We start from the raw sequence: 26515 nt of genomic DNA, 5'->3' as shown, positions 1-26515 counted from the left end.
TCTCCCCGATGGAGTTCGAACAACAGCAACGCACGACGGCTAAACTCTCACTCGCGGCGTAAACCCCTGTGTCCACAATCCGGGGGTCACCTCAGCACCGACGAGGACGGCTACACGTCCACCAGCCAGACGCCGGTGGTCGCCTTCACCACCCACGAGGGCATGGCTGTCACCGCCTACTGCTCTTCAGGCCTGCCGGACCCGACCAACTCGTACGGCCGGAACGTCACGATCCACTACTCCCCCGCCGACCCGGCCGACTTCACCCCGGACCTCGCGTCCGCACAGCGGTCCTGGAGGAGCGGAGTCACCAGCGGCATCGTGGGCCTTCTAGTCACGGCGTCGGCGGCAGTCGCGGGAGCGGTCCTGCTCTGACACCCAACGGCCGTAGCACCATCGGCCAGCGAACCGTCCTCAGTCACGGGGCCGGTCCCGGAGCCGTCGTCGGCCTGCGGCATCCTGGCCCGATGAATGCACCGAGGGCCCAGTGGGTCAACACGACACATGACTGGTCGAGCACCGTCGATACGGACCATCTGGCGCACATCAGGCAGAACCCGACGAAGTTCGCTCCGGGCGGACCGTGGCACCTCGTCCTGGAAGTCCTCGGCTATGCGGCCGACGAAGCGTCAGGCAGTGGCGGCGGGCGCTGTGTCCTCGTTCTCCACGCCGACGGCTCGCTGTCCGTCAGGGACGACGGGCGGGGCACCGACACCCGGGTGGACGAGCGGGGCCGGAGCGTGAAGAAGCCGGTCATGGCGACGAAGGACCTTCGGTTCTTCGACTCCCCGCAGGCCGAAGTGCTGCCCGACGGTCATCCCCGGCGCGGCATGTCCGTCGTCGCAGCGCTCAGCGACTGGCTCGTCCACACCAACCGCCGTCTCAACGGAGCCTGGACCCAGCGCTACGAACTCGGCATCCCCGTCACCGGCCTGGAGCCCATCGAGGTGGACGGCACGACCGGGACACTGGTCCACTTCAAGCCGAGCGCACCAGTGGGCCCGCTCACCGGCCCGACACTCACCGGCCCGACGCCTGACGACCTGACACACCTGGCCGCGACCTGGCCGCAGTTGGAGGTCCAGTTCGACGACCGGCGTGGGCCGCACTGATATTCGAGACATCCAAGACATCCGAGATATCTGACCAGCAGCTGTCCGAGTTCCCGCGTGCCAGGTCCTCCCGCGTCTCAGGTCAGGCTCGCGGCCTGTTCCCCCGCTTTCCGGGGCGTCCTCTCGCGACGCGGGAGCAGCAGCGGGGTGGCGAGGAGGAGGATTCCGGCGGCGGCGATCGCGGTGCGGGGGCTGGTGGTGGCGGCCAGCAGGCCCCAGAGGGCGGTGAGGGCCGCGATGGCGGCACTGCTGCTGATCGACCATGCGGCGAGGGTGCGGGCGAGCTTGTCGGGGTCGATCTGTTCGAGCCGGTGGGTGGCCAGCAGCGGATTGAACAGGCCGCAGCAGGTGACCAGCCCGAGCTGGACGGTGACGATGAGGACGATCCCGGGGGCGCCGGGCTGGACGAACGCCAGCCCGATGGGCCAACACGCGCGCAGCACTCCGGCGGTGAGCAGCGTCCGGTGCTGTCCGAAGCGCGTCGCGAGCGGGCGGGCGAGGCGTGAGCCGAGCAGGCCGCCGACGCAGGGGGAGGCGAACACGAGGCCGTACTGCCAGGGTGCGTAGCCGAGGCGGCCGAGGAGGAGTACGGCCATCAGCGGTTCGGCGGCCATGATCAGGCCGTTGACCACGATCGTGTTGAGGAACAGCGGGCGCAGTGTGGGGTGGGCGAGGATGTGGCGCCACCCTTCGAGCAGGTCTCCGGCGCGCAGCCGTGGTGCGCCGGTCGGCGCGGGGTGCGGTTCGGTGCCGCCGATGGCGCGGATGCCGAGGGCCGAGAGCAGGTAGCTGAGGGCGTCGGCGACCACGGTCACCACCGGGCCGAACAGTCCGATGGCGGCCCCGCCGAGCGGTGGCCCGACGGTGGTGGCGGTCCACGTCGTCGATTCGAACCGACTGTTCGCGACGAGCAGGTCCTGGGCTGGCACGAGCGTCTTGAGGTACGCGCCGCCGGCGGCCTTGAAGGCGATGTCGGCCGCGGCGGTGACGACGGAGACGACGAGGAGTTGGGCGAAGCTGAGCCGGCCGAGCGCGAACGCGGCGGGGACGCTCAACAGCACCGCGAACCGGGTCAGGTCCATCGCCATCATGACCGGCCGTTTGCGCCGGAACTCCATCCACGGACCGAGCGGCACGGCGACCAGGGCCCCCACTGCCCGCCCCGCGGCGGACAGCAGCGCCACCTGGGTCGGTCCGGAGTGCAGCACGAGGATAGCGAGGAGGGGGAACGCGCCGAATCCGAGCCCCGAGCCGTAGGAGCTGACCGCGAACGCCGCCCACAGCCATCCGAACCGTCGCCCCAGTGCCCGCCGCCCGTTCATGCCCGTACGCCTTTCGCCGATCCGAACAACCACCCGATGACCACCGGCATCAAAGCGGATGGCGAATGGCGGGATCAAACAACCGATCCGCCGGGAAGGCACAACCATCCGTTGTGTGGCCACGATGGGCGGCGTGGATCTCGACGCTGTGCGGGTCGACGGCGACGGCTTCGACCAGTTGCCCTGGTGGGAGCGTGCCGGAGGCACCGGCACGACGAGTGCGCGGTGCCTCCAGGCCGGGCGGGTGGGGTCAGGCGCGGACCAGGGCCCAGGCGCCGAGGCCGCTGCACCCGCCGGCGCTGTACGTGGCGGCGCGGAAGCCGGCCGGGATGGGCGAGCTCGGGCAGGTCCACAGGCCGACGCGCGCGAGGTTGTGCCGCCAGGGCCCGACGCCGTTGCAGCCGTTGCGGATGTAGTCGGTGATGACGTACCCGGGGACGATCGGCGAGCCCGAACAGGTCCAGATCCCGTCCTTGACCGGTTCCTGGAACGGCCACACCCTGCGGGGAGGAGGTGTGCACGACATGTGCCGATCGCATGAACAGGCAATCTTGGCCCAAAGTCGCCCTGCGCACGGGAGCCCGTCAGGTCGGAGCGGTGGAAGCTGCGAGGTGGAAGCCCTGCGGGGGAGGCCGCACGGTCGATGACGAAAGCGCCTGCGCCTGGCACCCGCAGGTCAGTCGGAGCAGAATCACGTCCATGTTCACGACCAATCGCCTGACGATACGCCAGTGGCAGCCCGAGGACCGCGAACGGGCACTCGACATCTACTCCCGCTGGGAGGTGACGCAGTGGCTGGGCCGCGATCCCCGCACCCTGGAAAACCTCACTGACGCCGAGGCGACGATCGAACGCTTCCGCTCCCGCTCGGCTGACCCGCGCTTCGGCATCTGGGCGGCGGAACGGAAGGACACCGGCGTGGTCGCCGGCTCCGTCCTGCTCGCCCCGATCCCGGACGGCGACGGAGAGGTCGAGGTCGGCTGGCACCTCCATCCGGACAGCTGGGGGCAGGGCTACGCCACCGAGGCCGCGCAGGGCGTCGTGGCCAAGGGATTCGCGGACGGCCTGGCCGAGATCCACTCGGTGGTCCGGCCGGACAACCGGCCGTCGCTGGCCGTCTGCCACCGGCTCGGCATGACCGCGCTGGGCCGCACCACCCGCTGGTACGGCATGGAGTTGGAGGAGTTCCGACTCGCCCCCTGACGGGGATCCGGGCGAGGACAGCCCGTTCGGCTCGCCCGTCGCCCGGGCGGGCCGGTCCGCCGGATCCCGGCGCCGATCCGGTGACGGGTGGTCAGGTGAGGTCAGTCCCGGGGATCATCCCGTTCCCGTGTCGCTATCTGAGCGTATTCAGCCCGGACAGGCCGGTTCGCCCCCTTGAGGGGGACTTCGCATGCGTCGTCGCACGACCCGCCCCGTCTTGACCGCAGCCGTCGCGCCGGCCCTCGTGCCGCTCGCGGGCTGCACCGGCGTGGGCAGCGACGCTGCCGCGCCGGCGGTCGCCGCACCTCCCCCGCCGGAGCAGGCGTTCGGCCCGAACCGCGCCGCGCTGCCTGCCTGCTGCTGACGCTCCGCCGGACCCGCCGCTGACCGCCGCCCTGCCGGTCCCGGGCACACCCGGGACCGGCAGGATTCCGGCTCCGTCGGGCCGTGCGGCACTGGTGCCCCCGGGCTGATCGCACGCCCTGGACGAGGATCGGGGCTCGTACCGGTGAAGCCGGCGCGGGCCCCGGTCCTGTTCCCCCACCCGCGCGAGGCGGGGGAACCCTCAGCAGATCCGCGGGAGTTGCTCCCCCATCGGCAGGTCGATGACGCGGGTGCCACCGAAGGGGGTGCGGCAGACGACCATGCCGGGGTGGTCCACCACGCACTCGCCGATCACTGCCGAGCCCGCGCCCAGCGGGTGCGCCCGCATCGCGGCGAGGACGGCGTCGGCGTGCTCGCGCGGAACGAAGGCGACCAGCTTGCCCTCGTTGGCGACGTAGAACGGGTCGAGACCGAGGATCGCACAGGCGTTGGCGACCTGCGCGGGCACGGGGACGGCCCGCTCGTTCACCACGACGCCCACCCGGGCGGCCTCGGCGATCTCACCGAGCGCCGCCGCGAGGCCGCCCCGGGTGGGGTCGCGCAGCACGTGCAGGTCGGGTGTGACGGCCAGCATCGCGGCCACCAGTCCGCCGAGGGCTGCGCAGTCGCTCTCGATCTCGACGCCGAATTCCAGGCCCTCGCGCACGCTCATGATGGCCACGCCGTGCAGGCCGATCTCACCGCTGACGATCACCACGTCACCGGGGGCGGCGCGCTGCGGCCGGATGTCGACTCCGGCCGGGACGAGCCCGATGCCGGCCGTGTTCAGGTACACGCCGTCACCGTGCCCGGCCTCGACGACCTTGGTGTCGCCGGTGACCACCTCCACCCCGGCGGCCCGGGCGGCGGCGCCCAGCGCCTGGGCGACGTGCGCGACCACGGCCGTCTCCACGCCCTCCTCCAGGATGAAGCCGCAGGACAGATAGGCCGCCTGGGCCCCGCTCATGGCCAGGTCGTTGACGGTTCCGTTGACCGCGAGGTCGCCGATGCTGCCGCCGGGGAAGAAGAGCGGCCGCACGACGTAGGAATCGGTGGAGAAGGCGAGCCGGGCACCGCCGAGCTCGACGACCGCCGAGTCCGCGAGCCCGGCGAGCACCGGCCCGCCGAAGGCCGGGGCGAACAGGTTCGCCACCAGTTCGGCCGACAGCACCCCGCCTCCGCCGTGCCCCATCACCACCCGGGGGTGATCGCGTAGCGGCAGCGGGCAGCTCCACCCGAGGATGTCCGGGGCGCCGCCGGCGCCGGTCAGGGTCTGGGCCTGGGTCTGGGTCTGGGTCTCAGCCAACGGGGCTCGCCTCCCGGGCGATGCCCGGCGCGTCGAGCCGCCGGTAGAGGTAGTAGGCGGCGCAGGCGCCCTCGCTGGAGACCATGGTGGCGCCGAGCGGGGTGCGCGGGGTGCAGACGGTGCCGAAGGCCTCGCACTGGTGCGGCTTGAGCAGCCCCTGGAGGACTTCCCCGCTGCGGCACTGCGCGGGTTCGACGGTGGTGATCCGCGCGACGTCGAAGCGGTGCTCGGCGTCGTGGTCGCGGTAGCGCGGGGAGAGCCGCCAGCCACTGTCCGGGATGACGCCGATGCCGCGCCAGGCCCGGTCCGTCACTTCGAAGACGTCCTCCAGCATGGCCCGGGCCGCCGGGTTGCCCTCCGGGCGTACGGCCCGCGCGTAGGCGTTGTCGACGGTGTGCTCGCCGTTCTCCAACTGCCGTACGGTGCGCCGGATTCCCTCCAGGATGTCCAGCGGTTCGAAGCCGGTGACGACGATCGGCACCCGGTGGCGATCGGCGAGCGCAGGGTATTCGTCGGTCCCCATCACGCTGCACACGTGTCCGGCGGCGAGGAAGCCCTGGACCCGGCACTGCGGCGAGTTCATGATGGCCTCGATGGCGGGTGGCACCCGTACGTGCGAGACCAGCATGCTGAAGTTGCCGATGCCCCGCTTCCTGGCCTGGTGCACCGCCATGGCGTTGGGTGGTGCGGTGGTCTCGAAGCCGATGCCGAAGAAGACGACCTCCCGGTGCGGGTTCTCCTCGGCGATCCGCAGCGCGTCCAGCGGGGAGTACACCACTCGGACGTCGCCACCCTCGCCGCGTACCCGGAAGAGGTCACGGCCGGTGCCGGGCACGCGCAGCATGTCGCCGAAGGAGCAGAAGATCACCTCGGGCCGGGCCGCGATCTCCAGCGCCTTGTCGATCACCTCCAGCGGGGTGACGCACACCGGGCAGCCCGGGCCGTGGATCAACTCGACTTCGGGAGGAAGTAGTTGGTCGATCCCGTGTCGGATGATGCTGTGTGTCTGACCGCCGCACACCTCCATCAGCGCCCACGGTCGGGTGACCGTCGCCCTGATGTCGGCGAGCAGGCCGCCGGCCAGCTCGGGGTTCTGGAACTCCTCCAGGTATCTCACCGTTCCTCCTCCCGCTTCGCCGAGGCTGCCGAGGCTGCCGAGGCCGCGGCAGCCTCCGCAGTCTCCGCGGCCTCCCAGGGGTCGCCGAACTCCTCCTGGAGCAGGCCGAGTTCCTCGAACAGCTGCAAGGTCCGGCGAGCCGATTCCTCATCCAGCCGCTGCAGGGCGAACCCGACGTGGACGATGGCGTACTCGCCCACCTTCAGGTCCGGCAGGTACTCCAGGCACACATCCTTGACGACCCCGCCGAAGTCGACGACCGCCATCCTGGTCCCGTCGCGTTCCGCGATCTCCAACACTCTTCCGGGTACCGCCAGGCACATCGCGGTCTCCCTCCTCTCTCCGGTTCCTCCGAACCTGCCGAACTTCGTGCGGGCGGCCACTCAGCCGTCGGCCCGCGCCGCCACCATCAACTGGCCGAGCGCGAGCCCCGCGTCGTTGGGCGGCACCCGGCGGTGCCGCAGCACGGTGAACCCGTCCTCCGCCAGGCCCCGCGCGCACGCCGAGGACAGCAGCGCGTTGGCGAAGACGCCGCCACTCAGCGCGACCGTCTGGGTGCCGTGCCGCCGCCCGATCTCGGCGCACACCGCCCGTACCAGCGCGGCCACCGCCGCGTGGAACCGGGCGGCGATCAGTCCGGGTGGCGCCCCTGACGCCAGGTCCGCCACCACCGCGGCCAGCACCGGCCCCGGTCGGGCGGTCACCACCCCGCCCTCGTCGGCGAGTTGGAATGCGTAGGCCTCCCCCGGGCCGGCCACCGGCCCGTGCGCGAGGGCAGCCGCCTCCAGCTCGATCGCTGCCTGCGCCTCGTACCCGGCTTGCTGGCAGACCCCGGCCAGCGAGGACACCGCATCGAACAGCCGACCCATGCTGGAGGTCGGCACGCAGTTCACCGATCGGTCCAACTGCTGTGACAGCAGTCGGAGTTCTTCAGCAGGGCAGGAGCGCACCGGCGGCAGGCCGGCCGCCCACGGGAGTCCTGCCGCCCGCAGATGGGCCAGCGCCATCCGGTACGGGCGCACCACGGCCGCGTCGCCCCCCGGCAGCGGAACGTAGTCGAGCCGGGCGAGACGCCGAAAGCCCCGGTAGTCGGCCAGCAGCGCCTCTCCGCCCCACACCGCGCCGTCCTCTCCGTAGCCGGTGCCGTCGAAGGCGATCCCGATCACGGGCCGACTGCCGTCGAGGCCGTGCTCGGCCATCACCGAGGCGATGTGCGCGTGATGGTGCTGGACGTCCCGCACCTCACGGCCCCGGGCCGACCTGCGCACGTGCCGGGCAGAGCGGTAGCCGGGGTGGCGGTCGACGACGAGCACTTCGGGCTGCACGCCGGTGACGGCGCCGAGGTGGTCCACCGCGCGGTCGAAGGCCCGGAGGGTGGCGAGGTCGTCCATGTCGCCGAGGTGGCCGGACAGCCAGGCGTAGCCGTCCCGGGCCAGCGCGAAGGTGTTCTTGAGGTCGCCGCCCGCGGCCAGCGCGGGCCGCACCGGCACCGGCAGGGGCACCGGGAGCGGCACGTAGCCGCGCGAGCGCCGTACCGGCAGCGGCTGCCCGTCCACCACCCGCACCACGGAGTCCTCGCAGGGCACGTGGATGGGGCGGTCGTGGGTGAGCCAGCCGTCGACCAGCGGGGCGAGGCGGGCGAGGGCCTCCCGGTCGTCCGTCACGATGGGCTCGCCGGACAGGTTCGCGCTGGTCATGACCAGCAGTCCGGGGCCGGGAGGGGCGAGCAGGAGGTGGTGCAGCGGGGTGTACGGCAGCAGCACGCCGAGGTCGGGGCTGCGCGGAGCGGCTGCTTCCAGTTCCGCGAGCCGGTGTTGCCCCCGGCGCAGCAGTACGATCGGCCGCACCGGGCCGGTGAGCAGGTCTTCCTCGACGGGCCCCAGTTCCACCGCCCCGGATGCCACCAGGGCCCTGAGCTGTTCGAGGTCGCGGGCCATCAGGGCGAAGGGCTTGTCACCGCGCCGCTTGCGCCTGCGCAGCAGGGCGACGGTGTCCGCGTCGGTGGCGTCGCAGGCCAGGTGGTAGCCGCCGATGCCCTTGACGGCCAGGACCGCTCCGCAGGTGATCAGGCGCCGGGCCTCGGCGAGCGCCTGCTCACCGTCGAGCACGGGGAGCCCGGGGACGGACAGGGTGAGGGTCGGGCCGCAGGTGTGGCAGGCGACGGGCTGGGCGTGGAAGCGCCGGTCGGCCGGGTCGGCGTACTCGCGGGCGCAGTCGGGGCACATCGCGAAGGCCGCCATCGTGGTGTTGGCCCGGTCGTACGGCAGGGCGGTGACGATGGTGTGGCGGGGCCCGCAGTTGGTGCAGCTGATGAACGGGTGCCGGTAGCGGCGGTCGGCGGGGTCGGCCAGTTCGGCGAGGCAGTCGGCGCAGGTGGCGGTGTCCGGGGGGATCTGGGTGCGGTGCGGTCCGTCGGCGCGGGAGGGGGTGATGACGAAGCCCGGTGTGCCGGTGACGGCCAGCGGCTGGTGGTCCACCGAGGCGACGTCGGCGAGCGGGGGCGCGTCGCTGGCGATGCGCCGGCAGAACGCGGTCACCGCCTCGCCGGTGCCCTCGATCTCGGCGAGCACGCCCTCGCCGGTGTTGGTGACGCTGCCGGACAGCCCGAGTTCGGTGGCGAGGGTGAAGACGAACGGTCGGAAGCCGACGCCCTGGACGAGTCCGCGCACGGCGACCCGGCGGCGCTGGAGCAGGGGCGGCTGCTGATCCGTGGTCACGGCAGGTCCACGGCCGGGTGCGGGTGGTCGTGGGCCCCCGCGTGGTCGTTGCCGTGGTCGTGGTCGTGGTGGTTGCCGAGGTCGTGGTGGTTGCCGTGGTCGTGGTCGTGCGCGCCGGCCATCACCGGCCGGTGGACCTGCGCTCCGGCCAGCACCGCGAGCGCCCGGTCCAGCAGCGCCCCGGCGCCCTGCCCGGTGCGGGCCGAGGTGAAGACCACCTCCACCCCCGGGTTGACCCGCGCGACGCTCGCGAGGAAGGCCGCTTCGTCGAACTGTGCCGCGACCGCGAGGTCCGCCTTGGTGACCAGCACCAGGTTGGCCAGTCCGAAGGCGGTCGGGTACTTGAGCGGTTTGTCCTCTCCCTCGGTGACCGAGGCGAGGACGACCCGCAGCGATTCGCCGAGGTCGTAGGAGGCGGGGCAGACCAGGTTGCCGACGTTCTCGACGAACAGCAGCCGGGTGTCCGGCGGCAGCCAGCCGGCCAGGTGCCCGCGCAGCATCGCCGTCTCCAGGTGGCACAGGCCGTCGGTGAGGACCTGCTTCACCGGCGCGCCCGAACGGGCCAGCCGGCGCGCGTCGTTCTCGGTCGCGAGGTCGGCGGTGAGGGCCGCGACGGGCACCTCGCGCTCCCGGGCCAGGCCGAGTTCGGCCTCCAGGAGCGCCGTCTTGCCGCTGCCCGGGCTGGACAGCAGGTTCACCACGACGGTGCCCCGAGCGGCCAGTTCCGCCCGCAGCCGCCGGGCGTCGTCGTCGTTGCGGGCGAGAACCGCCTGCCGGAGATCAACGGTGCGACACATCGGTTTCAGCCTCCTTGATCGGTCCGGGCGCCCGTCGGGGGCTCGGACCACTCGACGCCGAGGATCTGCAGCTCACGCCCGGCCAGCAGTTCGACCCTGGCGCCGGCGCAGCGCGGGCAGCCCAGGTCGGGCGGCATGCCGACGCTCCACTCGACCCCGCAGGGCGTGCACTTCGCCCGTGCGGCGACGGCCTCGGTCTCCAGCACCGCACCTTCCAACAGCGTTCCAGCGCAGGCCAGTTCGAAGCAGAAGTCGAGTGCCGAAGGAACGACTCCGGCCAGTTCGCCGATCTGCAGCCGGACTCTGGCCACGGCGCTCTCCCCGTGTGCGCGGGCGGCCCGGTCCACCTGGTCGACGACGGCCGTCGCGATCGACATCTCGTGCATCTGTCTCGTTTCCCGCGGTTGGAGGCGCCCGGCTCCGTGGGGGCGCGGGCCCGGTGTCCGGGCCCCGTGAGCAACAGGCCCCGTGAGCAACAGGCCCCATTACAGGGTGCGGCGGCGGGAACGGCTCGAAGCCGCGCCGCCGCCGTATCCGTGACTACCTGTTCGCAGCACGCCGGTGGTGGTCCCCGCGCGTACTGCTCCGCTACCGCATCCGCTCCTACATCCGCCGGATCCGCAGGTAGCGCCTCAGGTCGGGAAGGCTCTGCCAGATCAGCGCCGCGGCTGCGGCCAGGACGGCCGCGGCAGCCGCGACGGCGAGGTTCTTCAGCATGGTGCCGCCTCTCTGTGGGTGTGTGCGTCCGTGGTGAGGACGCGCAGGATCACGGCGACCGCCTCGTCGACGGCGGCGGCCACCGGGGTGCTCAGTCCGATTCCCTCCTCCAGTGAGGCGGGTTCGCAGCCGACCACCAGGACCCGCCCGGGCGCGGTGCCGCCCGTTCCGGCGGCCAGGGTCGCGAGCAGGGCGAGCACGGCGTCCGGGCCCATCCGGTGGCCGTCCAGGACCATCGATTCCACCGGTCCGGCGTCCGCTTCGATCAGGTACACCGTCCCCGGCTCGCCGCCGCGTGCGGTGGCGTCGACGAGCACCAGCGTCCGGTAACCGTCGAGGAGTTGGTAGGCCAGGTGCACGCCGCGCACGCCGACGTCGAGGAGCTCGACGCCGGCGGGCAGCTCCCGGGCGGCGAGGCGCCGGACGGTCTCGACCCCGAAGCCGTCGTCGCCGAGGAAGATGTTGCCGACCCCGGCGACCAGGACCCGCCCGGTCCGGTCGGCGCTCACGGCCCTTCCACCGGGGCGACCTCGTCCGGCTGGAAGTACCGGAAGCGGCCCTGCGCCCGCCACAGGTCGGCACCCGGGTCGTCGTCCACGGTGACGGCCAGGTGCACCGAACCGTCGACGTCGTGCAGCACCGCCTCCACCAGCGCGGTGCGCCCGTGCAGGAACACGTCCTGGGCGTCGGTGCGGCGGCGCCCGGGCCGGAGCCGCACCCGGCTGCCGGCGGCGACCGGGCGGCCGTCGATCATCACCTGGTCCCGTTCGGGGTCGGTCTGCGGGTCGTTGCCCGGGTCCCACCAGGGCCGGTCCGCCCCGGCTTCGGGGTGGGTGAGTTCGCGCAGCCCCCGGACGGCGCCGTGCAGCCGTTCCAGGATCTCGGGGGGCATCGAGTCGGCGAGGTCGATCACCGCGCCGGCCCGGTCGTCGGTGCCCCGGGCCTCGCGCTTCTCCCGCTCGGTCAGGGCCGCGGTGCGCAGCGCGAGGATCTCGTCGATCTCGGTGGCGTCGTAGAGCGCGCCGGGGCTCTCGGGGGCGATGTGCGGGTGGTCATCCAGGATGATCGGCGAGGAGAGCAGCACCTTGCCGCTGCCGGGCGGGCCCGCCAGCACGGGCCAGGTGTGCTCGTTGCGGCAGGCGCGCACCGCCTCGCCCGCCCACTCGGGCGGGTCGGTCGCCGAGAGGAAGGAGCCGCGGTCGAGGCCGAGCAGCAGGTGGGCCGAGACGAGGGCGTGCGCCAGTGCGGCCTCGCGTCGGGTGCCGGGCACCGGGTCCCAGTCGGAGGTGTTCTCCACCAGGACGGTCAGCCGCTGCGCCCGGTAGGGGCCGGGTACGTCCTGGGCGGTGATCCGCAGTCGGCCCTGGACCCGTTCGCGGCGGCGCAGGAGTCGCCCGGCCAGCGCACCGTCCTCGACGAGCGGCTCCTCGTCCTCGGACGCGTCGAGTTCGAAGCCGCGGACGGCTTCACCGGCCGCCAATTCCTCGACCGGGATGAGGAGTTCGATCCGCTCCTCGACCCCTTCGTCCCAGGGGACGAGCACCCGGTCGGCGAGCTCCAGCTCATCGACGGTCCGGAATCCGCCCTGTCTGCCGGCCTCTTGGACCGTCCGCCGTTGGAGGCGCAGGAACCGCAGCTCGACGGCCAGCTGGTCGCCCTGGCGCGCTTCCATCACGCACTCGGTGCGCTGGCGGGAGTGCTCGCCGCTGTCGGCGCCGTAGCGCGGCGGGGTCAGGACGCCGAACTGCCAGCGCAGCCGGTTCTTGGCCGCTGACGCCCGGTAGGGGTAGAGCACGTAGCCCTCGAACAGGACGGCGTCGGCGATCTGCCGGGCGTGGGCGAACCTGTTCTCGCTCTCGTGGGCGGGCGCGGTCACCGCTCCCCCTTCGCGGTCTGGGCCGCCTTGACGGCCTGGGGTGGCTTCGCGGCCTGGGTCGTCGCTGTGGTCCGGGTCGGCGCTGTGGTCTGGGTCGTCGCTGTGGTCTGGGTCGGCTTCGTGGTCGGGGCCGTGCCGAGCAGCTCGCGCACGGTGGCCTCCCAGGACGGCAGGGCGTGCCGGGAGCGGTAGGCGAGCAGTTCGGCCATCAGGTCGGCGGGCAGCCGGAGCCAGCCACAGCCCGGGAAGTGCGCGTCGATCGCCTCCCGCCAGACCTTGACCGGCATCCGCACGGCGGCTTCCTGGTCCCAGGCCACCGGGGTGACCTGGAAGCCGCCGGGGCCGGCGAAGGCGGTACCCGAGAAGAGCAGCAACAGCGGCACGTCCCCGTCGTCCAGTGCGGCGAGGTAGCGGGCGGCGGAGACGTCCATGTCGTAGGTGCAGGGCACCACCAGGTCGGTCTCGGTTTCGCCGGTGAACGCGCCGACCAGCAGCGGGACCTGGGCGAACTGGACCGGGTGGAGGGTGCCGGCCCAGCGTGAGCGCTCGCCGAACAGGTCGGTCAGCCGCCCGCCCTCGGCGTCGCCGTAGCGGCGGCGGGCCGGTTCGATCCGCAGTTGGCAGCGCAGCGCCAGCGCGTGCACCCGCACGTCGGCGGGGGCGGTGATGCGCAGCCGGAAGACGAGGGCGGGCCCGGCGGCGTAGGGATCGGCCCGCACTCCGGTGCAGGCGAAGGAGATCGAGGTCACCGGGCGCCGCCTTCGGGGAGGACGCGGGACCGGGCGGCCAGGCGGTCGAAGAAGGCGGCCTGTTCGGCGCGCGCCTCGGCCCCGCCGTCGAAGCCCTTCCAGCAGCGCCGCAGCCGGCCGACGAGTTCGTAGCAGACGTCGACCGGCACCAGGTAGCACTGGATGCCATCGGTGTCGCGCCGCAGCAGTAGCGCCTCGACGTCCGGCCGCAGCGCGGCGTGGAGGCGGCTGCCGCCGAGCGCGGCCTGCCAGGCGGCCTCGTCGGGTTCGGCCTCGGTCGCGCCACCCGGGCCGGGGTAGAGCAGGACGGACCGCTGCAGACGCGTGGTGCGCAGCAGGAACGCGGTGGCGACCGGGATGCCGAGGGCTGCCCAGGCGTCCTCGCCGAGGGGGTGGGCCGGGTCGGTCAGGTAGCGGTCGGGGACGGCGCGGTAGCGGCCGTCGGCCGCGCCGGGCTGCTGGAACAGCAGGGCGCAGGCGGTGCAGGCGCAGGTGAGCGCCTGCTGGTCGGTGTCCGCCAGGTGGCGGTGCTCGGCGGGCAGGTGCCGGCCGCAGAACTCGCAGCGTTGCGGCTGCGGGGGTGCGGGCTCCCGCAGCCGGCGCAGCAGCGCGGTGCCGGGCCGGTCGAGCTGGCGGAAGGTCATCGCGGGTCCGCCGGGGGCCGAGCGCCGATCTGCAGCAGTTCCGCGGGGCGTTCGAGCTCGACCGCGGTGACCTCGGGGGCGTGGCAGGCCAGGGCGTTCTCGATGTCCTGTTCGCCGCACCCGCAGCCGCTGCGGGTGCGGCGCAGCCGGGCGGTGCCGGTGGCGGGGTCGAAGGCGGCCAGGTCGACCGGTTCGGGCAGGGTGGCGAGTGCGCGGGTGATGCGGGCGGTGACGTCCTCGGGGTGCAGGTCGTGCAGGACGAGCAGCCCGGCCAGCGACGGTTCGTCCAGCAGCCGGGCCAGCGCGGCGGGCGGCAGGGCCTGGACGAGGCGGGCCAGGGCGTCGCCGTAGAGGGCCATCAGTTCGCGGACGAGGTGCTCGCCGGCCTCCTGCGCGTCGGCGCCGGCCAGTTGGTCCAGGGCCTCCTGGATGCGGGCCCCCGCCTGTTCCGGGGTCATGCGGTGAGTCCGCTCAGCCCAGTGGGCACGTGCATGGTCTGCACCGTCTTCCCGTCACCCAGGTACATGTGGACGCCGCAGGGCAGGCAGGGGTCGAAGCTGCGCACGGCGCGCATGATGTCGATGCCCTTGAAGGTCTCCGGGGGGTTCTCCTCGAAGATCGGGGTGTTCTGGACGGCGTCCTCGTAGGGGCCGGGGGTGCCGAAGCTGTCGCGGACGCTGGCGTTCCACGGGGTCGGCGGGTAGGGGTGGTAGTTGGCGATCTTGCCGTCCCGGATCACCATGTGGTGGGACAGCACGCCGCGTACGGCCTCGGTGAAGCCGCAGCCGATCGACTCGTCCGGCACCTCGAAGCGCTCCCAGGTCTGGCTGCGCCCGGCCCGGACCTCGTCGAGCGCCTTCTCGGCGAAGTGCAGGGCCGCGGCGGCCGCGTAGGCCTGGAAGTAGGTGCGGGCGCGGTTGCGTTCGATGGCGTTGCTCCACTGCGGGATCTTCCACTCGAAGGTGGTCTCCGGCTTGGTCATGGAGCGCGGCAGGTTGATCTGCACGCTGTGTCCGGTGGCCTTGATGTAGCCGATGTCGACCAGTCCGGACAGCGCGGTGGACCACAGGCGGGCGATCGGACCGCCGCCGGTGTCGAGGGCGAGGTAGTCCTTGCCGTCGAACCAGCGGGGGGACATCACCCAGCTGTACTTGTCGTCGAAGTCGCGTTTCTGCGGGGCCGGGATGGTGTGCTGGTTCCAGGGGTGGCGGGGGTCGACGGGGTTGCCCAGCGGGTCGTGGGTGACGAAGAGCTCCTTGCCCTCCCAGTCCTGGTAGTAGGAGCTGCCGAGCAGGATGCGGATGCCGAGGTTGATCTCGGTGAGGTCGTTGGTGACGAGCTTGCCGTCCACCACGATGCCCGGGGTGACGAACATCCGCCGGCCCCAGTCCGTCATGTTGCGGTAGGTGAAGTCGCAGTGGTCCGGGTCGTTGAGGCTGCCCCAGCAGCCGAGCATGACGCGGCGCCGGCCGACCTCCTCGTAGCCGGGCAGGGCCTCGTAGAAGAAGTCGAAGAGGTCGTCGTGCAGCGGCACGACCTTCTTCATGAACTCCACGTAGCGCATCAGCCGGGTCAGGTAGTCGGTGAACAGCTGGACGGTGGCCACCGTGCCGACGCCGCCGGGGTAGAGGGTGGAGGGGTGCACGTGGCGGCCCTCCATCAGGCAGAACATCTCCCGGGTGTAGCGGCTGACCTGGAGCGCCTCGCGGTAGAACTCGCCCTCGATGGGGTTCAGTGAGCGCATGATGTCGGCGATGGTGCGGTACCCGTGGTCGCCGGCGTGCGGTGCCTCGGTGCGTTCGGCCAGTTCCAGGACGCCGGGGTTGGTCTCGCGGACCATCTTCTCGCAGTAGTCGACCCCGACCAGGTTCTCCTGGAAGATGTTGTGGTCGAACATGTACTCGGCGGCCTCGCCGAGGTTGATGATCCACTCGCCGAGGTGCGGGGGCTTGACCCCGTAGGCCATGTTCTGCGCGTAGACCGAACAGGTGGCGTGGTTGTCGCCGCAGATGCCGCAGATCCGGCTGGTGATGAAGTGCGCGTCGCGCGGGTCCTTGCCGCGCATGAAGACGCTGTAGCCGCGGAAGACCGAGGAGGTGCTGTAGCACTCCGCGACCTTCTTCTGCTTGAAGTCGATCTTCGTGTGGATGCCCAGGCTGCCCACGATCCGGGTGATCGGGTCCCAGGACATCTCCACCAGACCGCTGCCGTCGCCGGCCGTCCTGGTCGTCGGTGCCATCGTCTGTCATGCCCTTCTGTCAGCGGGAGGAGGCTCTGCAACGGCCCGCCCGCCCCGGGCGGGGCGGGCGGGCCGAAGGGGGAAAGGGGTCACCACGGCGGGCGGTAACCGGTGGTCAGGCGGCGCCCCGTGTGCCGCCACTTGGGCTCCCGGTCGACCGTCCGGCCCGTGATCGTGCGCAGGCGGCGGATCACCGCCCCGTACGCCGAGCTGGCACCCGTCGAGACCCGGGAGCCGGGCGGCGGGTCCATGAACGGCATGAACTTGTCGGGGAAGCCCGGCATGGTGCAGGCGATGCAGATGCCGCCGACGTTGGGGCAGCCGCCGATGCCGTTGATCCAGCCGCGTTTGGCGACGTTGCACTTGACGACCGGGCCCCAGCAGCCGAGGCGCACCAGGCACTCGGGCGTGCCGTAGTCGGTGGCGAACTGGCCCTGTTCGTAGTACCCGCCGCGGTCGCAGCCCTCGTGCACGGTCGCGCCGAACAGCCAGGCCGGACGCAGCTTGTCGTCCAACGGGATCATCGGCGCGGAACCGGCCAGCTGGTACAGCAGGTAGGTCAGCGTCTCGGCGAAGTTGTCGGGCTGGATCGGGCAGCCCGGCACGCAGACGATCGGCAGGCCCGCCTTGGACTTCCAGTCCCAGCCCAGGTAGTCGGGCACGCCCATGGCACCGGTCGGGTTGCCGGCCATCGCGTGGATGCCGCCGTAGGTGGCGCAGGTCCCGATGGCGACCACCGCGGTGGCCTTGGGGGTGAGGCGGTCCAGCCACTCACTGGTGGTGATCGGCTGGCCGGTGTCCGGGTTGTCGCCGAAACCGCACCAGTAGCCCTCCTCCTTGATCGTCTCGTTCGGGATGGAACCCTCGACGACCAGGACGAAGGGGTCGAGCTCGCCGCGGTCCGCCTTGAAGAACCACTCCACGAAGTTGTCCGCGCCCTGGACCGGACCGCACTCGAAGTCGATCAGCGGCCAGTGGACGGCGACCTCCGGCAGGCCGGGGAGCGCGCCGGTGACGATCTCCTCGATGCTGGGCTGCATCGCCGCGGTCAGGGAGACCGAGTCCCCGTCGCAGCTCAGACCCGCATTGATCCAGAGAATGTGCACCACGGCGGCATCGGCTGAAGTTGTTGCAACCGCACCCATGAGGATGCCTCCTCAAAAAAACGGGAGCCGAACAGATAGGCTCAAAAAATTCATAGCAGCAGTTCAGTCCGGCCGCCGGTCCAGAGAGCCGGGCAGGTCGCTCGAAGGGACGCGCGCCGGTGCACCCGTCCGGGTGGCCGCCAGCCGGACTCGGCTGGTCTCGAAGGGAGCCCGCACTGAACACCCCGCTCGCGGAGGGCCTGGCACTGGTACTGCTGCTGGCCGTGCTGGCCTGTGCCGTCGTCCGGCCGTGGGGCTGGCCCGAGGCCGCCGTCGCGGTGCCCGCCGCCGCCCTGCTGGTCGCCACCGGAGCGATATCGCCCGCGCACGCGTTGGAGGAGGCCGAACGGCTGGGACCGGTGGTCGGGTTCCTGGCGGCGGTGCTGGTGCTGGCGCAGCTGTGCGACGAGGAGGGGCTGTTCCACGCCTGCGGGGCGTGGATGGCCCGGACCGCCGCGCGGCCCGGACGGCTGCTGGTGCAGGTGTTCGCCCTGTCCTCGGTGATCACCGCGGTGCTGAGCCTGGACGCGACGGTGGTGCTGCTGACCCCGGTGGTGTTCGCGACCGCCACCCGGCTCGGAGCCCGGCCGAAGCCGCACGTCTACGCCTGCGCACACCTGTCGAACACCGCGTCGCTGCTGCTTCCGGTGTCCAACCTGACCAACCTGCTGGCGTTCGCGGCCAGCGGCCTGAGCTTCACCCGGTTCGCCGCGCTGATGGCCCTGCCGTGGCTGGTGGCGATCGGCGCCGAGTACGCGGTCTTCCGCCGGTTCTTCGCCGCCGACCTGGACAGCGGGGCCCCGCCGCCACCGGACGAGGCGGCCCCCGAGCTGCCGCTGTTCGCGCTCGTCGTGGTGGCCTGCACGCTCGGCGGGTTCGTCCTCACCTCCGCGCTGGGCGTCAATCCGGCGTGGGCGGCCGCGGCGGGGGCCCTCGTGCTGGCCGGCCGGGCGCTCGCCCGGCGCCGCATCACGCCGACGGCGGTCGTCCGGGCCGCGAACGTTCCGTTCCTCGCCTTCGTCGTCGCCCTCGCGATCGTCGTCCGCGCCGTCGTCGACAACGGCCTCGCCACCGCGCTCGGCCACGTGGTCCCCACCGGCACCGGCCTGCCGTCCCTGCTCGCGGTCGCCGTGCTGGCCGCCGTCCTCGCGAACGTGATCAACAACCTGCCCGCCGTCCTGGTCCTCCTGCCGCTGACGGCGGCCTCCGGCCCGGGTGCGGTGCTGGCGATGCTGCTCGGCGTGAACATCGGCCCCAACCTCACCTACGCCGGCTCCCTGGCCACCCTGCTGTGGCGCAAGATCGTCCAGCAGCACGGGAGCACCGTCCGGCTGGGCGAGTTCACCCGCCTCGGTCTGCTCACCGTCCCGTCGGCGCTGGTGCTGTCCGTCCTGGCGCTGTGGGTGTCGCTGCGGGCGCTGGGAGGCTGACGGGCGGGGCGCCCGTGGGGCGGGCGCCCCGGGGCGCGGGGGTGTCAGGAGATCATGAAGTCCCGGACCGGCAGGGGGCGGTTGACCACGCGGACGTCGCCGATCCAGCCGTGGAAGACCTGACTGAGCGCGCCGCCGTACTCGTAACCGCCGAGCAGCCAGGGGTGGCCGAGGGTGCTGAGGCCCTCGGACGGTGTCGAGGGGTTGCGGACGACCTCGCAACCGTTCACGTACATCCGGGTGAGCCGCTTGTTGTTGACGACCGCGACGTGCCACCAGGCGCCGAGCGGGAGTTCGTGGCCCCAGTTGGTGACGGGGCCGCTCAGGTTGGTCGGGTAGACGCACCACTGCAGTTCCCGCCCGCCGGACAGGCTGAGCGTGGCGACCGGCTCCTGCGGGTCGGTGTCGGGGCCGGTCTTCCCCGCCTCCCCGCTCGTGCCCCAGCGGCTGAGCAGCGCCGTCCAGGCGTTGCGGCCGGCGTCCCAGTCGGCCGGCAGCTTGAAGAACGCCTCGAAGGTGTAGCCCTGCTGGAAGGTGTCGGCGTTCATCGGGGCCTTGGCGACGGTCTGCAGGTAGGCGCCCTGGACCGGTTTGCCCCGGCCCTCGAAGTAGAGGCTGCCGCGGCCGGGCTGGTCGGGGTGCGACTCGGTGGACCAGGTGAGCGTCCCGGCCGGGCTGCCCGGGGCGGTCTGCTTGACGAGGTCGTTGCCGTGACCGCTCAGGTCCTTGACGACCTGGGAGTCGGCGACGGCGCTGCCGGCCGGCCGGCCGCCGTCGAAGCGCCAGTAGGCGACCGTGCCCGGGATCGTCAGCTGACGCGCGGGGCGGGCCGGGCGGGCCGGGACCGGGGCGAAGCCGGCGAACCTCCGCGCGAAGTCCACCTGCACCGAGAAGCTGTCCACCGGGCCGGTCAGCTCGATCTCCTCGCTGGCGAGGCGGTTGACCTTCTCCGCGGCCAGCTGCTGGATCCAGGGCGAGTACGTCCGCACGTCGATGGTGTTGCGGTCCAGGTCGAAGCGGTAGGCGCGGATCATCGCCGCGCCGCCGTAGTACCGGTTCTGGTAGTTGGTGATGTGGACGTGGACGTCGTGGCCTGCCTTGTTGGTCAGCGTGGTGCTGCCGGGCGGCCAGTAGTGGCCGTTCAGGGTGAGGAAGATCTGGTCGTTGCCGCTGATCAGCCTGTCCCAGAGCGCGTGCCCGTGGTCGGACAGCTGGGCGGCGCCGCCGTCGTCGGCGTAGGCGAGGTCGTGGGTGGTGAGGATGACCGGCACGGTCGGGTGCTGGGCGATCACCGAGTTCGCCCAGGCGAAGCCGCGGTCGGACAGCCGCCAGTCCAGCGAGAGCACCATCCAGTCCCGGCCCGCTCCCCGGAACAGGTGGTAGGTGTTGTAGCCGTCCGGGCTCGCGCCCTTGAAGGTCGCCGAGCGGGCGAACCGGGCCGGGTTGAAGGTGTCCAGGTACGCCGTCCGGCCCCGCTGGTCGTCGCTGCCCGAGCCGACGTCGTGGTTTCCGGCCAGGACGCTGTAGGCCGCGCCGTGGCGGTCGAGGAGGGTGAAGGCCTTGCCCGCGGCGGCGAACTCCTCGGCCTTGCCGTTCTGGGTGACGTCGCCCAGGTGCGCGAGGAAGACGAAGTTCTCGTCGCTGCCGTCCAGCACGTGGCGCAGCGAGGCCTCCAGCGGGGCGGGGTGGATCCGGTCGTCGTCGAAGAGGTACTGGGTGTCGGGCATCACCGCCAGCGAGAAGCGGGGGCCGTCCGGGTCCGGATCCCAGGCGCCCCGGCCGTCGTCCGCGGCGGCGGGCGCGCCGAAGGCGTCGGCCGTCGCGTCGGCGGGCTCGTCCGCCGACGCCGTCGCCGTGGAGCCCGCCCCGAGGACCGCCAGCCCGGCGCCTACCAGCCCCGTCGCGCGCAGGAAGGCGCGGCGTCCGGCCGCCGCCGGCGCGTCGGAGTCGAACCCGACGGTCCGCGGGCAGCTCGACCCGTGGTCGTCGTGGGGAAGGTCGTTCTGATGGTGGTTCATCGGGGCAGCTCCTCGGGCCGTGCACGGTGATCGCGACGTTAGGGGCACGACGCGGACCGCCGATCGGACGGCCGGCCTCCGCACGGTGAACACCCGGGGAACGTCCCCCGCGGGCCTGTTCCCCGTCCGGCTTCTGCTGCTGGGTCAGTGGCCGGGTCAGTGGCCGCCCTCGGGTTCGGTGCAGCCGCCGTCCAGGTACATGCCGTGCGGGTGGATGTCGGGCGGGGAGGTCAGCAGGCCGCTGACGCACAAGACGGCTTCGGGGATTTGGAGGTCGAATCCGGGGGCGCCGGTGGAGGTGCGGACGTTGACCAGCTCGGCGGGGTAGCCGAGGCGTTGGAGCGCCGCGCGGAGGCCGGCTTCGTCGAGGACGGCCGGCGTGCCGGCGGGCCGCAGGGCGTCCGCGATCCGTGCCGCGTGGGCCTCGCCGCGGCACTGGGCGTCGGCGAGGAGCCTGACGGTCTGTTTGTAGGCGTGGTTCTCCGCGTACTTGTCGGCCCAGGTACCGCCGTCGCCCGTGGGGGCGGCGGCCGGGGCGGACGGCGGTGTGGCGGCGACGCCCGCGCATTTCGCCGCGACCTGGGGGAAGAGCCGGTCGTGGCGGGCCAGGGCCTCGGCCCCGGCCTGGCCGGGCTCGCGGGATTCGGTGTGTGATGCGTTGCTCGGTGCGCTCGTCGATCCGCAGCCGGCGAGCGCCAGCACCGTCACGGCCGCCGCCAGGCCGGTGGCTGTCCTGCTCCAGGTGTACCTCATCTGCCTTCTCCCCCTCGGCCGTTGACCCTCGGTCGTTGACCCTTGGCCCGTTGCCCCCGATCACCGGATGATTGTCGCGCACGAGGGCGGCGGCGGGCGGGTCAGTCAGCGAACGGGCCGGTGTCTCCGAAGGCGAGGCGGGTGAAGTGCTCGGCGATGCGGTGGTGGCCGGCCTGGTCCGGGTGCAGGTCGTCGGGGAGCGGGTGGTCGTCGTGGTCGGTCCGGCCGTAGAGCGAACGGCCGTCCAGGTAGTGCAGGTTGAGGTCGCCGTCGGCGGCGCGGGCGGCGACGATGCGGGCGAGTTCGGTCCGGATGACGGTGAGGGTGAGGCGGCCCGCCGCGGTCTCGGCCGGGTCGCCGGTGGCCCGGAAGCGCAGTGCCCCGGTGCTGAAGTCGACGGCGAGGGGCCCCGGGGTGTCCTCCTGGATCGGGCAGAGGATCGGGGAGACGACGAGCAGCGGCGTAGCCGGGTGTCCTTCGCGGACGGTGTCGAGGAAGCCGTGCACCGCCGGGACGAAGGCGCGCAGGCGCATCACGTCGGCGTTGACGAGGTTGATGCCGATCTTCAGGCTGATCAGGTCGGCGGGGGTGTCGCGGATCGCGCGGGCGGTGAACGGGTCGAGCAGCGCGCTGCCGCCGAAGCCGAGGTTGACCAGGTCGACGCCGCCCGCGGACGCCGCCAGGGCGGGCCAGGTGCCGGTCGGGTGGGTGGCGTTGGAGCCGTGGCTGATCGAGCTGCCGTGGTGCAGCCAGCGACGGCGGGTGCCGTTCGGGACCGGGGTGACGGGGGCGTCGGTGTCGAGGGCGAGGAGTTCGGTGGTCTCGGTGTGCGGGAGCCAGATCTCGACGGTCTTGTCCCGTGCGGGCAGACCGGTGAACCGGGCGGTGCCGGGCGGGCCCTGGGTCAGCTCGACGCGGCCGGTGACCATGTCGATGGTGCGCAGGTTGCCGCCGGACACCGTGGTCTGCGCCGTCAGCTGCCCGTCGACGAGGAGGTCGTACACCCCGTCGGGCGGGGTGGGCACGCCCACGTAGGCCCGCTTGGTCGGGACGGTGTGCAGGTCGATCGCGGTGGCGCGGGTGCGGAAGGCCAGCCGGACGCCGGTGGGCTGGGACTCGGCGATCGCGAGCTGTTCGTCGGGGATCTGCCGGCGGGCCCGGGCGGGCAGGCGGTGCGGCAGCAGGCCGCGTCCGGTGTGCTCGACGTCGAGGTGGCCGTGCAGCAGGGCCTCGGTGACGGGGGTGGTGAAAGAGGTGTTCATCGTTGTTCCATCGCGTTCTGTGCGGGCCCTGCCCGTGCCATGTGCTTTCTGCCATCCGGCTATAGCCAGTATGAGATTGCCTAATAAGTTTAGGCAAATGAGATTACGACATTGGATTCCCGGTCCTGGATCCCCAGGCCTTGGCTGTCGGCGGCGGCCACGGCCGCGGCGTCAGCCCGCCAGGATGACCGTCTCCGCCGGGCCGGAGAAGCCGGCCTGCTGGGCCGGGGCGCCGGTCGCGGCGAGGCGGCGGTGCTCCTGCGGACTGACGCCGCGGACGCGCTTGAAGGCCGCCGAGAGGGCGAAGGCGTTGCTGTAGCCGACCTTGCGGGCCGCGAAGGCGACGGTGCACTCGGGTTCGCGCAGCAGGTCGGCGGCGACGGCCAGCCGCCAGCCCGCCAGGTAGGCCATCGGCGGTTCGCCGACCAGGCCGGTGAAGCGGCGGGCCAGGCCCGCCCGCGACACCCCGACCCGCTGGGCGAGGTCGGCGACCGTCCAGGCGGTGGCCGGGTCGTCGTGCATCAGCCGCAACACCGGTCCGACGACGGCGTCGTGCTGGGCGCGGTACCAGGCCGGGGCGCCGGAGTCGGGGGCGGCAAGCCAGGAGCGCAGCACGGAGACGACCAGCAGGTCCAGGATGCGGTCCAGGACCAGCTCCTGACCGGGCTCGTTGCGCCCTATCTCGGCGGCCAGCAGGTGCACCAGGGTGTCGTCGGCACCGGTGCCGGCCGGGCGGACCAGCAGGGCCGGCAGGCAGGCGAGCAGGCGCTGACCGATCTCGTGCTCGGCCTGGTAGGTGCCGGACAGGACCACCGAGGACGCCTGGTCGCCCTCCCGGCCCTGCCCCCAGGTCCGGACGCCGAGCGACATCACCTCGGAGACGTCCACACCGCCGCGCGTGCAGACCTGCCCGGGGCCGACGATCACGTCCACGGGGGTGTCGGGGTCGTCCGCCACCGTGTACGGCTCCGGGCCGCGGACGATCGCCACGTCGCCGGGGTGCAGCAGCAGCGGCGTGCCGCGCTCGGGCAGGATCCAGGCCTCGCCGCGAACCATCGTCACCACCGACAGCGGGGCCCGGTCCTCGATCCGCAGCGACCACGGCGGGGTGAGGATCGAGCGCAGCAGGAACGCACCGCGGGCCTTGGGGCCGTCGAGGAGTCCCGTCAGAGTGTCCATGGCCCCAAGTGTAGACGGCAAGACATCATTTGACGGTTCGTCATTTGAGAGGGTCTTGAGTGATCGAGGTGGCCCGAGCGGCCCGGATGCCGGATGATCGGCGCACGGGGGACGAACCGATACGCAGATACGCAGATACGCAGAGACAGTGAGGGGCTACGAAGATGGAACTGGCACGCACACTCGCACTGGTGGCGGCCACCGTCACCTGTGGACTGACCGCCGGGTTGTTCTACGCCTTCGCGTGCTCGGTCATGCCCGCGCTCGCGCGGGTCGAGGACCGCACCTTCATCGAGGTCATGCAGCGCATCAACGTGGCCATCCTGAACGGCTGGTTCGTCCTCGGCTTCGTCGGCGCCCTCCTCACCACCGGCGCCGCCGTCGCCCTCCACCTGCCCTCCGACGGCCACCACGCGCTACCCGCCACCGTGGCCGCCCTGGTGCTCTACATCGCCGCGATCGGCGTCACCCGCTCCGTCAACATCCCGCTCAACGACGAGCTCGCCGCCGGCGGCGAGCCCCGACGCATCACCGACCCGGCCGCCGTCCGGGGGCGCTTCGAAGCCCGCTGGGTCCGCTTCAACGTGCTGCGCGCCCTGCTCTGCACCGCCGCCGTCGCCTGCCTCGCCTGGGCGCTGATCCTGCACGGCCAGGCCTGACCCGCGCCCGGCCGGACCCCCGGATACGCCTTCGAACTCCCGCGTGCCTCGCGGGAGTTCGAAGGCGTATCCGGGGCTGGTCCCGCCCTAGCCGCAGAGGGTCCCGAAGGTGTACCCGCGTGACTTGAGGGTGGAGAGGATCGTCGGAAGTGCGGCGGCGGTCTGGCTGCGGTCTCCGCCGCCGTCGTGCAGCAGGATCACCGAGCCCGGGCGGACGTTCTTCAGCACCCGGGACTGGATGGCCGCCGTTCCCGGCCGGGACCAGTCGGTCGGGTCCACCGACCACAGCACGACCTGCTTGCCGAGCGCCGCCGCCCGCGAGCGCACCGCGCCGTCGACCGAACCGTAGGGCGGGCGCAGGCAGCTCGGGGTGCGGCCGGTCTGGGCGCGGATCGCCTTGTCCGTGTTCGCCACCTGGGCGTTGACGGCGGAGGCCGAGAGCCGGCGCAGGTCCGGGTGCGACCAGGAGTGGTTCTGCACGCTGTGGCCAGCCCGGGCGACCTGCCCGGTGAGCGCCGGATGGGCGGCGACGTTCTGCCCGATCTCGAAGAACGTCGCGCGCACGCCGTAGCGGGCGAGGATCCCGAGGATCCTCGGCGTGTACGTGGGGCTGGGGCCGTCGTCGAAGGTGAGGTAGACGACCTTTCCTCCCTTGTCGGCCTTGGCGCCCGCCGCCTCGGCGGGTGCGGCCGGCACCGCGACCGCCGCTCCCGCCACCAGGGCGACGGCGAGTGCGCCGATCGCGGTCCGAATCCGCCCAACCGCCCTGCGCCTGCCGGAATGTACGGCCATGCCTGCCCCCTGCCCCTGGTGCCGGAACCGCCCTGTACCGACCAGTCTGCGCCGAACGGCGCCGTCGCCGCGACCGGCCGGGGGTGAATTCGGCCAGCTGCCCGGCGGGTTGACCAGCCGCGGAAACAGGGCCGGGAACAGGGCCAGGCACAGGGCCGGGCATGGCGACCGCCCCCGGTGGGGATCCACCAGGGGCGTCAACCCCGTTGCGGGGCCCGGCCGTTCAGCGCGAGGCGCGGCCGTGCAGGACCAGCGCCCGGGTCAGGGCCGCCAGGCCGCCCGTGCAGAGCAGCGTGCGGAGCATGTTGGTGGCCACCCAGGTGCCCTCGAACTTGGCGCGCACGCCCGCGAAGTCGGTGATCTGGGACGGGTCGCCGGCCTGCGCCAGCTGGTTGTTGAGCGGGATGTTGACGCCCATGGTGACCATCAGGGCCACCACGTAGAGCACCGTCGCCCCGGCAGCCCACAGCGCCGCCTGGCGCCGCCCGGCCTTGTGCTGGAGCCAGGCCGCCACGCCCGTCGCCACGAAGGCTCCGACGAAGACCAGGCCGAACATGCCGTTCTCGATCGACTTGTTGATGTGCTGCATCGCCGTCACGTACGTCCGGTCGTCGCCCGCCGCGAGGCCCGGCATCACGGACACGTCGAAGGCGAAGAACAGGCCCGCCATCAGGCCCATCGCGATGGTGGCGCCCGCCAGGACGGGCCCGGCGGCCTTGCTCCGTGCGGCGGGGGCCGCCGAGGCGCCCGGCGCGAGGCCGCCGAAGGAGGATGGAGCGGAGTAGGAAGCTGGAGTCGCGGCCTGGTTCGAGCGCATCGGTAATCCTTCGATTTCTCCCCGGCCCCCGCCCAGCGCGGGGGCCACCACGGTGCCCGGGCACCGGCTTCCGTACCGCTCCCGGGTTCGACCCGGATGGACGGTCAGGAAGTCGGCGAGGCCCGGCACCGACGATCAACGAAACTGACTGGCCTGCGAGTTGTGCGGAGCGGTGGGCGGCTCACACGTCCCAGACCCCGGACGCGGCGGCCTCGCGGGCGAAGTCGGCGAAGTCCCGCGGCTCACGCCCCAACGCCCGCCGCACCCCGTCCCCCAACGAAGCGTTACGACCGTCCAG

The 26515-nt window shown here is 72.5% G+C and carries 27 protein-coding genes and 1 pseudogene; 5 read left to right on the top strand and 23 right to left on the bottom strand.

All coding sequences use genetic code 11. The features are described 5' to 3' along the window. Positions 1-135: 135 nt before the first annotated feature. Positions 136-375 (top strand): hypothetical protein, encoded by a 240-nt coding sequence (locus AC07BF_RS35495; RefSeq protein WP_478334462.1) that lies wholly within the window; start codon positions 136-138, stop codon positions 373-375. A 92-nt stretch (positions 376-467) separates the two neighbouring features. Further along, positions 468-1112 (top strand): ATP-binding protein, encoded by a 645-nt coding sequence (locus tag AC07BF_RS35490; protein WP_478334461.1) that lies wholly within the window; start codon positions 468-470, stop codon positions 1110-1112. A 77-nt stretch (positions 1113-1189) separates the two neighbouring features. On the opposite strand, the gene AC07BF_RS35485 is transcribed toward AC07BF_RS35490, so the two are convergent. Together AC07BF_RS35485 and AC07BF_RS35480 are read right to left on the bottom strand one after the other, a co-directional pair. After that, entirely contained in the window at positions 1190-2434 is a 1245-nt protein-coding gene (locus AC07BF_RS35485) for an MFS transporter (RefSeq protein ID WP_363588678.1), read from the bottom strand. A gap of 250 nt (positions 2435-2684) precedes the next feature. Next, positions 2685-2960 carry a hypothetical protein gene (locus AC07BF_RS35480; RefSeq protein WP_478334460.1) on the bottom strand — a complete coding sequence of 92 codons (276 nt, stop codon included), beginning with the start codon at positions 2958-2960 and terminating at the stop codon, positions 2685-2687. A gap of 173 nt (positions 2961-3133) precedes the next feature. Between AC07BF_RS35480 and AC07BF_RS35475 the strand changes: the two genes are divergently transcribed. Beyond that, positions 3134-3637: a GNAT family N-acetyltransferase gene (locus AC07BF_RS35475; RefSeq protein ID WP_478334459.1), complete on the top strand. Its 504-nt coding sequence runs from the start codon at positions 3134-3136 to the stop codon at positions 3635-3637. 565 nt (positions 3638-4202) lie between these two features. Here the strand turns inward: AC07BF_RS35475 and hypE are convergent. The 14 genes from hypE to AC07BF_RS35405 all read right to left on the bottom strand — a co-directional run bounded on the left by hypE (position 4203) and on the right by AC07BF_RS35405 (position 17307). After that, positions 4203-5270, bottom strand: a complete 1068-nt coding sequence (gene hypE / locus AC07BF_RS35470; RefSeq protein WP_363588712.1) for a hydrogenase expression/formation protein HypE — start codon at positions 5268-5270, stop codon at positions 4203-4205. 28 nt (positions 5271-5298) lie between these two features. After that, entirely contained in the window at positions 5299-6423 is a 1125-nt protein-coding gene (gene hypD / locus AC07BF_RS35465) for a hydrogenase formation protein HypD (protein WP_363588683.1), read from the bottom strand. Then, positions 6420-6746, bottom strand: coding sequence for a HypC/HybG/HupF family hydrogenase formation chaperone (locus AC07BF_RS35460; protein WP_363588714.1), 327 nt, complete (start codon positions 6744-6746; stop codon positions 6420-6422). The genes hypD and AC07BF_RS35460 overlap by 4 nt, the downstream gene beginning before the upstream one ends. Before the next feature lie 60 nt (positions 6747-6806). Beyond that, entirely contained in the window at positions 6807-9140 is a 2334-nt protein-coding gene (gene hypF / locus AC07BF_RS35455) for a carbamoyltransferase HypF (protein WP_478334458.1), read from the bottom strand. Continuing rightward, positions 9137-9937, bottom strand: a complete 801-nt coding sequence (hypB, locus tag AC07BF_RS35450) for a hydrogenase nickel incorporation protein HypB (RefSeq protein ID WP_478334457.1) — start codon at positions 9935-9937, stop codon at positions 9137-9139. The genes hypF and hypB overlap by 4 nt, the downstream gene beginning before the upstream one ends. A 5-nt stretch (positions 9938-9942) precedes the next feature. Beyond that, on the bottom strand, positions 9943-10323 hold the full coding sequence (hypA, locus tag AC07BF_RS35445; protein WP_363588689.1) for a hydrogenase maturation nickel metallochaperone HypA: 381 nt from the start codon (positions 10321-10323) through the stop codon (positions 9943-9945). 217 nt (positions 10324-10540) lie between these two features. Beyond that, complete coding sequence (locus tag AC07BF_RS35440; protein WP_380345916.1) at positions 10541-10654, bottom strand: DUF6893 family small protein; 114 nt, start codon at positions 10652-10654, stop codon at positions 10541-10543. Beyond that, positions 10648-11163 carry a hydrogenase maturation protease gene (locus AC07BF_RS35435; RefSeq protein WP_363588691.1) on the bottom strand — a complete coding sequence of 172 codons (516 nt, stop codon included), beginning with the start codon at positions 11161-11163 and terminating at the stop codon, positions 10648-10650. The genes AC07BF_RS35440 and AC07BF_RS35435 overlap by 7 nt, the downstream gene beginning before the upstream one ends. Continuing rightward, positions 11160-12530, bottom strand: a complete 1371-nt coding sequence (locus tag AC07BF_RS35430) for a hypothetical protein (protein ID WP_478334456.1) — start codon at positions 12528-12530, stop codon at positions 11160-11162. Before AC07BF_RS35430 ends, AC07BF_RS35435 begins: the two co-directional genes overlap by 4 nt. Next, a complete protein-coding gene (locus AC07BF_RS35425; protein ID WP_400986723.1) occupies positions 12527-13279 on the bottom strand; it encodes a DUF6084 family protein in 753 nt (250 codons plus the stop codon). Before AC07BF_RS35425 ends, AC07BF_RS35430 begins: the two co-directional genes overlap by 4 nt. After that, positions 13276-13923 carry a DUF5947 family protein gene (locus tag AC07BF_RS35420; RefSeq protein WP_363588697.1) on the bottom strand — a complete coding sequence of 216 codons (648 nt, stop codon included), beginning with the start codon at positions 13921-13923 and terminating at the stop codon, positions 13276-13278. Before AC07BF_RS35420 ends, AC07BF_RS35425 begins: the two co-directional genes overlap by 4 nt. Continuing rightward, complete coding sequence (locus tag AC07BF_RS35415) at positions 13920-14381, bottom strand: thioredoxin (RefSeq protein ID WP_363588699.1); 462 nt, start codon at positions 14379-14381, stop codon at positions 13920-13922. The genes AC07BF_RS35420 and AC07BF_RS35415 overlap by 4 nt, the downstream gene beginning before the upstream one ends. Continuing rightward, positions 14378-16162 carry a nickel-dependent hydrogenase large subunit gene (locus AC07BF_RS35410; protein WP_363588701.1) on the bottom strand — a complete coding sequence of 595 codons (1785 nt, stop codon included), beginning with the start codon at positions 16160-16162 and terminating at the stop codon, positions 14378-14380. Before AC07BF_RS35410 ends, AC07BF_RS35415 begins: the two co-directional genes overlap by 4 nt. 89 nt (positions 16163-16251) lie before the next feature. Further along, positions 16252-17307, bottom strand: coding sequence for an NADH-quinone oxidoreductase subunit B family protein (locus AC07BF_RS35405; protein WP_363588702.1), 1056 nt, complete (start codon positions 17305-17307; stop codon positions 16252-16254). A 176-nt stretch (positions 17308-17483) separates the two neighbouring features. On the opposite strand from AC07BF_RS35405, the gene AC07BF_RS35400 reads away from it, so the two are divergent. Further along, the gene (locus tag AC07BF_RS35400) at positions 17484-18737 is read left to right on the top strand and encodes an SLC13 family permease (protein ID WP_478334463.1); all 1254 of its coding nucleotides are present in this window, start codon (positions 17484-17486) and stop codon (positions 18735-18737) included. A 44-nt stretch (positions 18738-18781) separates the two neighbouring features. Here the strand turns inward: AC07BF_RS35400 and AC07BF_RS35395 are convergent, their stop codons facing one another. The 4 genes from AC07BF_RS35395 to AC07BF_RS35380 all read right to left on the bottom strand — a co-directional run bounded on the left by AC07BF_RS35395 (position 18782) and on the right by AC07BF_RS35380 (position 23949). Further along, the gene (locus AC07BF_RS35395; RefSeq protein WP_478334455.1) at positions 18782-20755 is read right to left on the bottom strand and encodes a LamG-like jellyroll fold domain-containing protein; all 1974 of its coding nucleotides are present in this window, start codon (positions 20753-20755) and stop codon (positions 18782-18784) included. Between the two features lie 156 nt (positions 20756-20911). Beyond that, entirely contained in the window at positions 20912-21508 is a 597-nt protein-coding gene (locus tag AC07BF_RS35390) for a hypothetical protein (RefSeq protein WP_478334454.1), read from the bottom strand. Between the two features lie 101 nt (positions 21509-21609). Continuing rightward, positions 21610-22770, bottom strand: a complete 1161-nt coding sequence (locus AC07BF_RS35385) for an SGNH/GDSL hydrolase family protein (RefSeq protein WP_478319427.1) — start codon at positions 22768-22770, stop codon at positions 21610-21612. Positions 22771-22941: 171 nt separating this feature from the next. Beyond that, complete coding sequence (locus tag AC07BF_RS35380; RefSeq protein ID WP_350886904.1) at positions 22942-23949, bottom strand: AraC family transcriptional regulator; 1008 nt, start codon at positions 23947-23949, stop codon at positions 22942-22944. Positions 23950-24113: 164 nt separating this feature from the next. On the opposite strand from AC07BF_RS35380, the gene AC07BF_RS35375 reads away from it, so the two are divergent. Continuing rightward, complete coding sequence (locus tag AC07BF_RS35375) at positions 24114-24608, top strand: anthrone oxygenase family protein (protein WP_063350758.1); 495 nt, start codon at positions 24114-24116, stop codon at positions 24606-24608. A gap of 87 nt (positions 24609-24695) precedes the next feature. Here the strand turns inward: AC07BF_RS35375 and AC07BF_RS35370 are convergent, their stop codons facing one another. The 3 genes and pseudogenes from AC07BF_RS35370 to AC07BF_RS35360 form a co-directional block, all read right to left on the bottom strand. Continuing rightward, on the bottom strand, positions 24696-25400 hold the full coding sequence (locus AC07BF_RS35370) for a polysaccharide deacetylase family protein (RefSeq protein ID WP_400986715.1): 705 nt from the start codon (positions 25398-25400) through the stop codon (positions 24696-24698). 223 nt (positions 25401-25623) lie between these two features. Beyond that, on the bottom strand, positions 25624-26217 hold the full coding sequence (locus AC07BF_RS35365; protein ID WP_478334453.1) for an anthrone oxygenase family protein: 594 nt from the start codon (positions 26215-26217) through the stop codon (positions 25624-25626). Positions 26218-26398: 181 nt separating this feature from the next. Beyond that, a pseudogene (locus AC07BF_RS35360) lies at positions 26399-26515 on the bottom strand (NmrA family transcriptional regulator); the annotation flags it as partial.

This window comes from Kitasatospora sp. NPDC043950, assembly GCF_056435345.1.
This window is presented reverse-complemented; position numbering and strand designations above follow the sequence as displayed.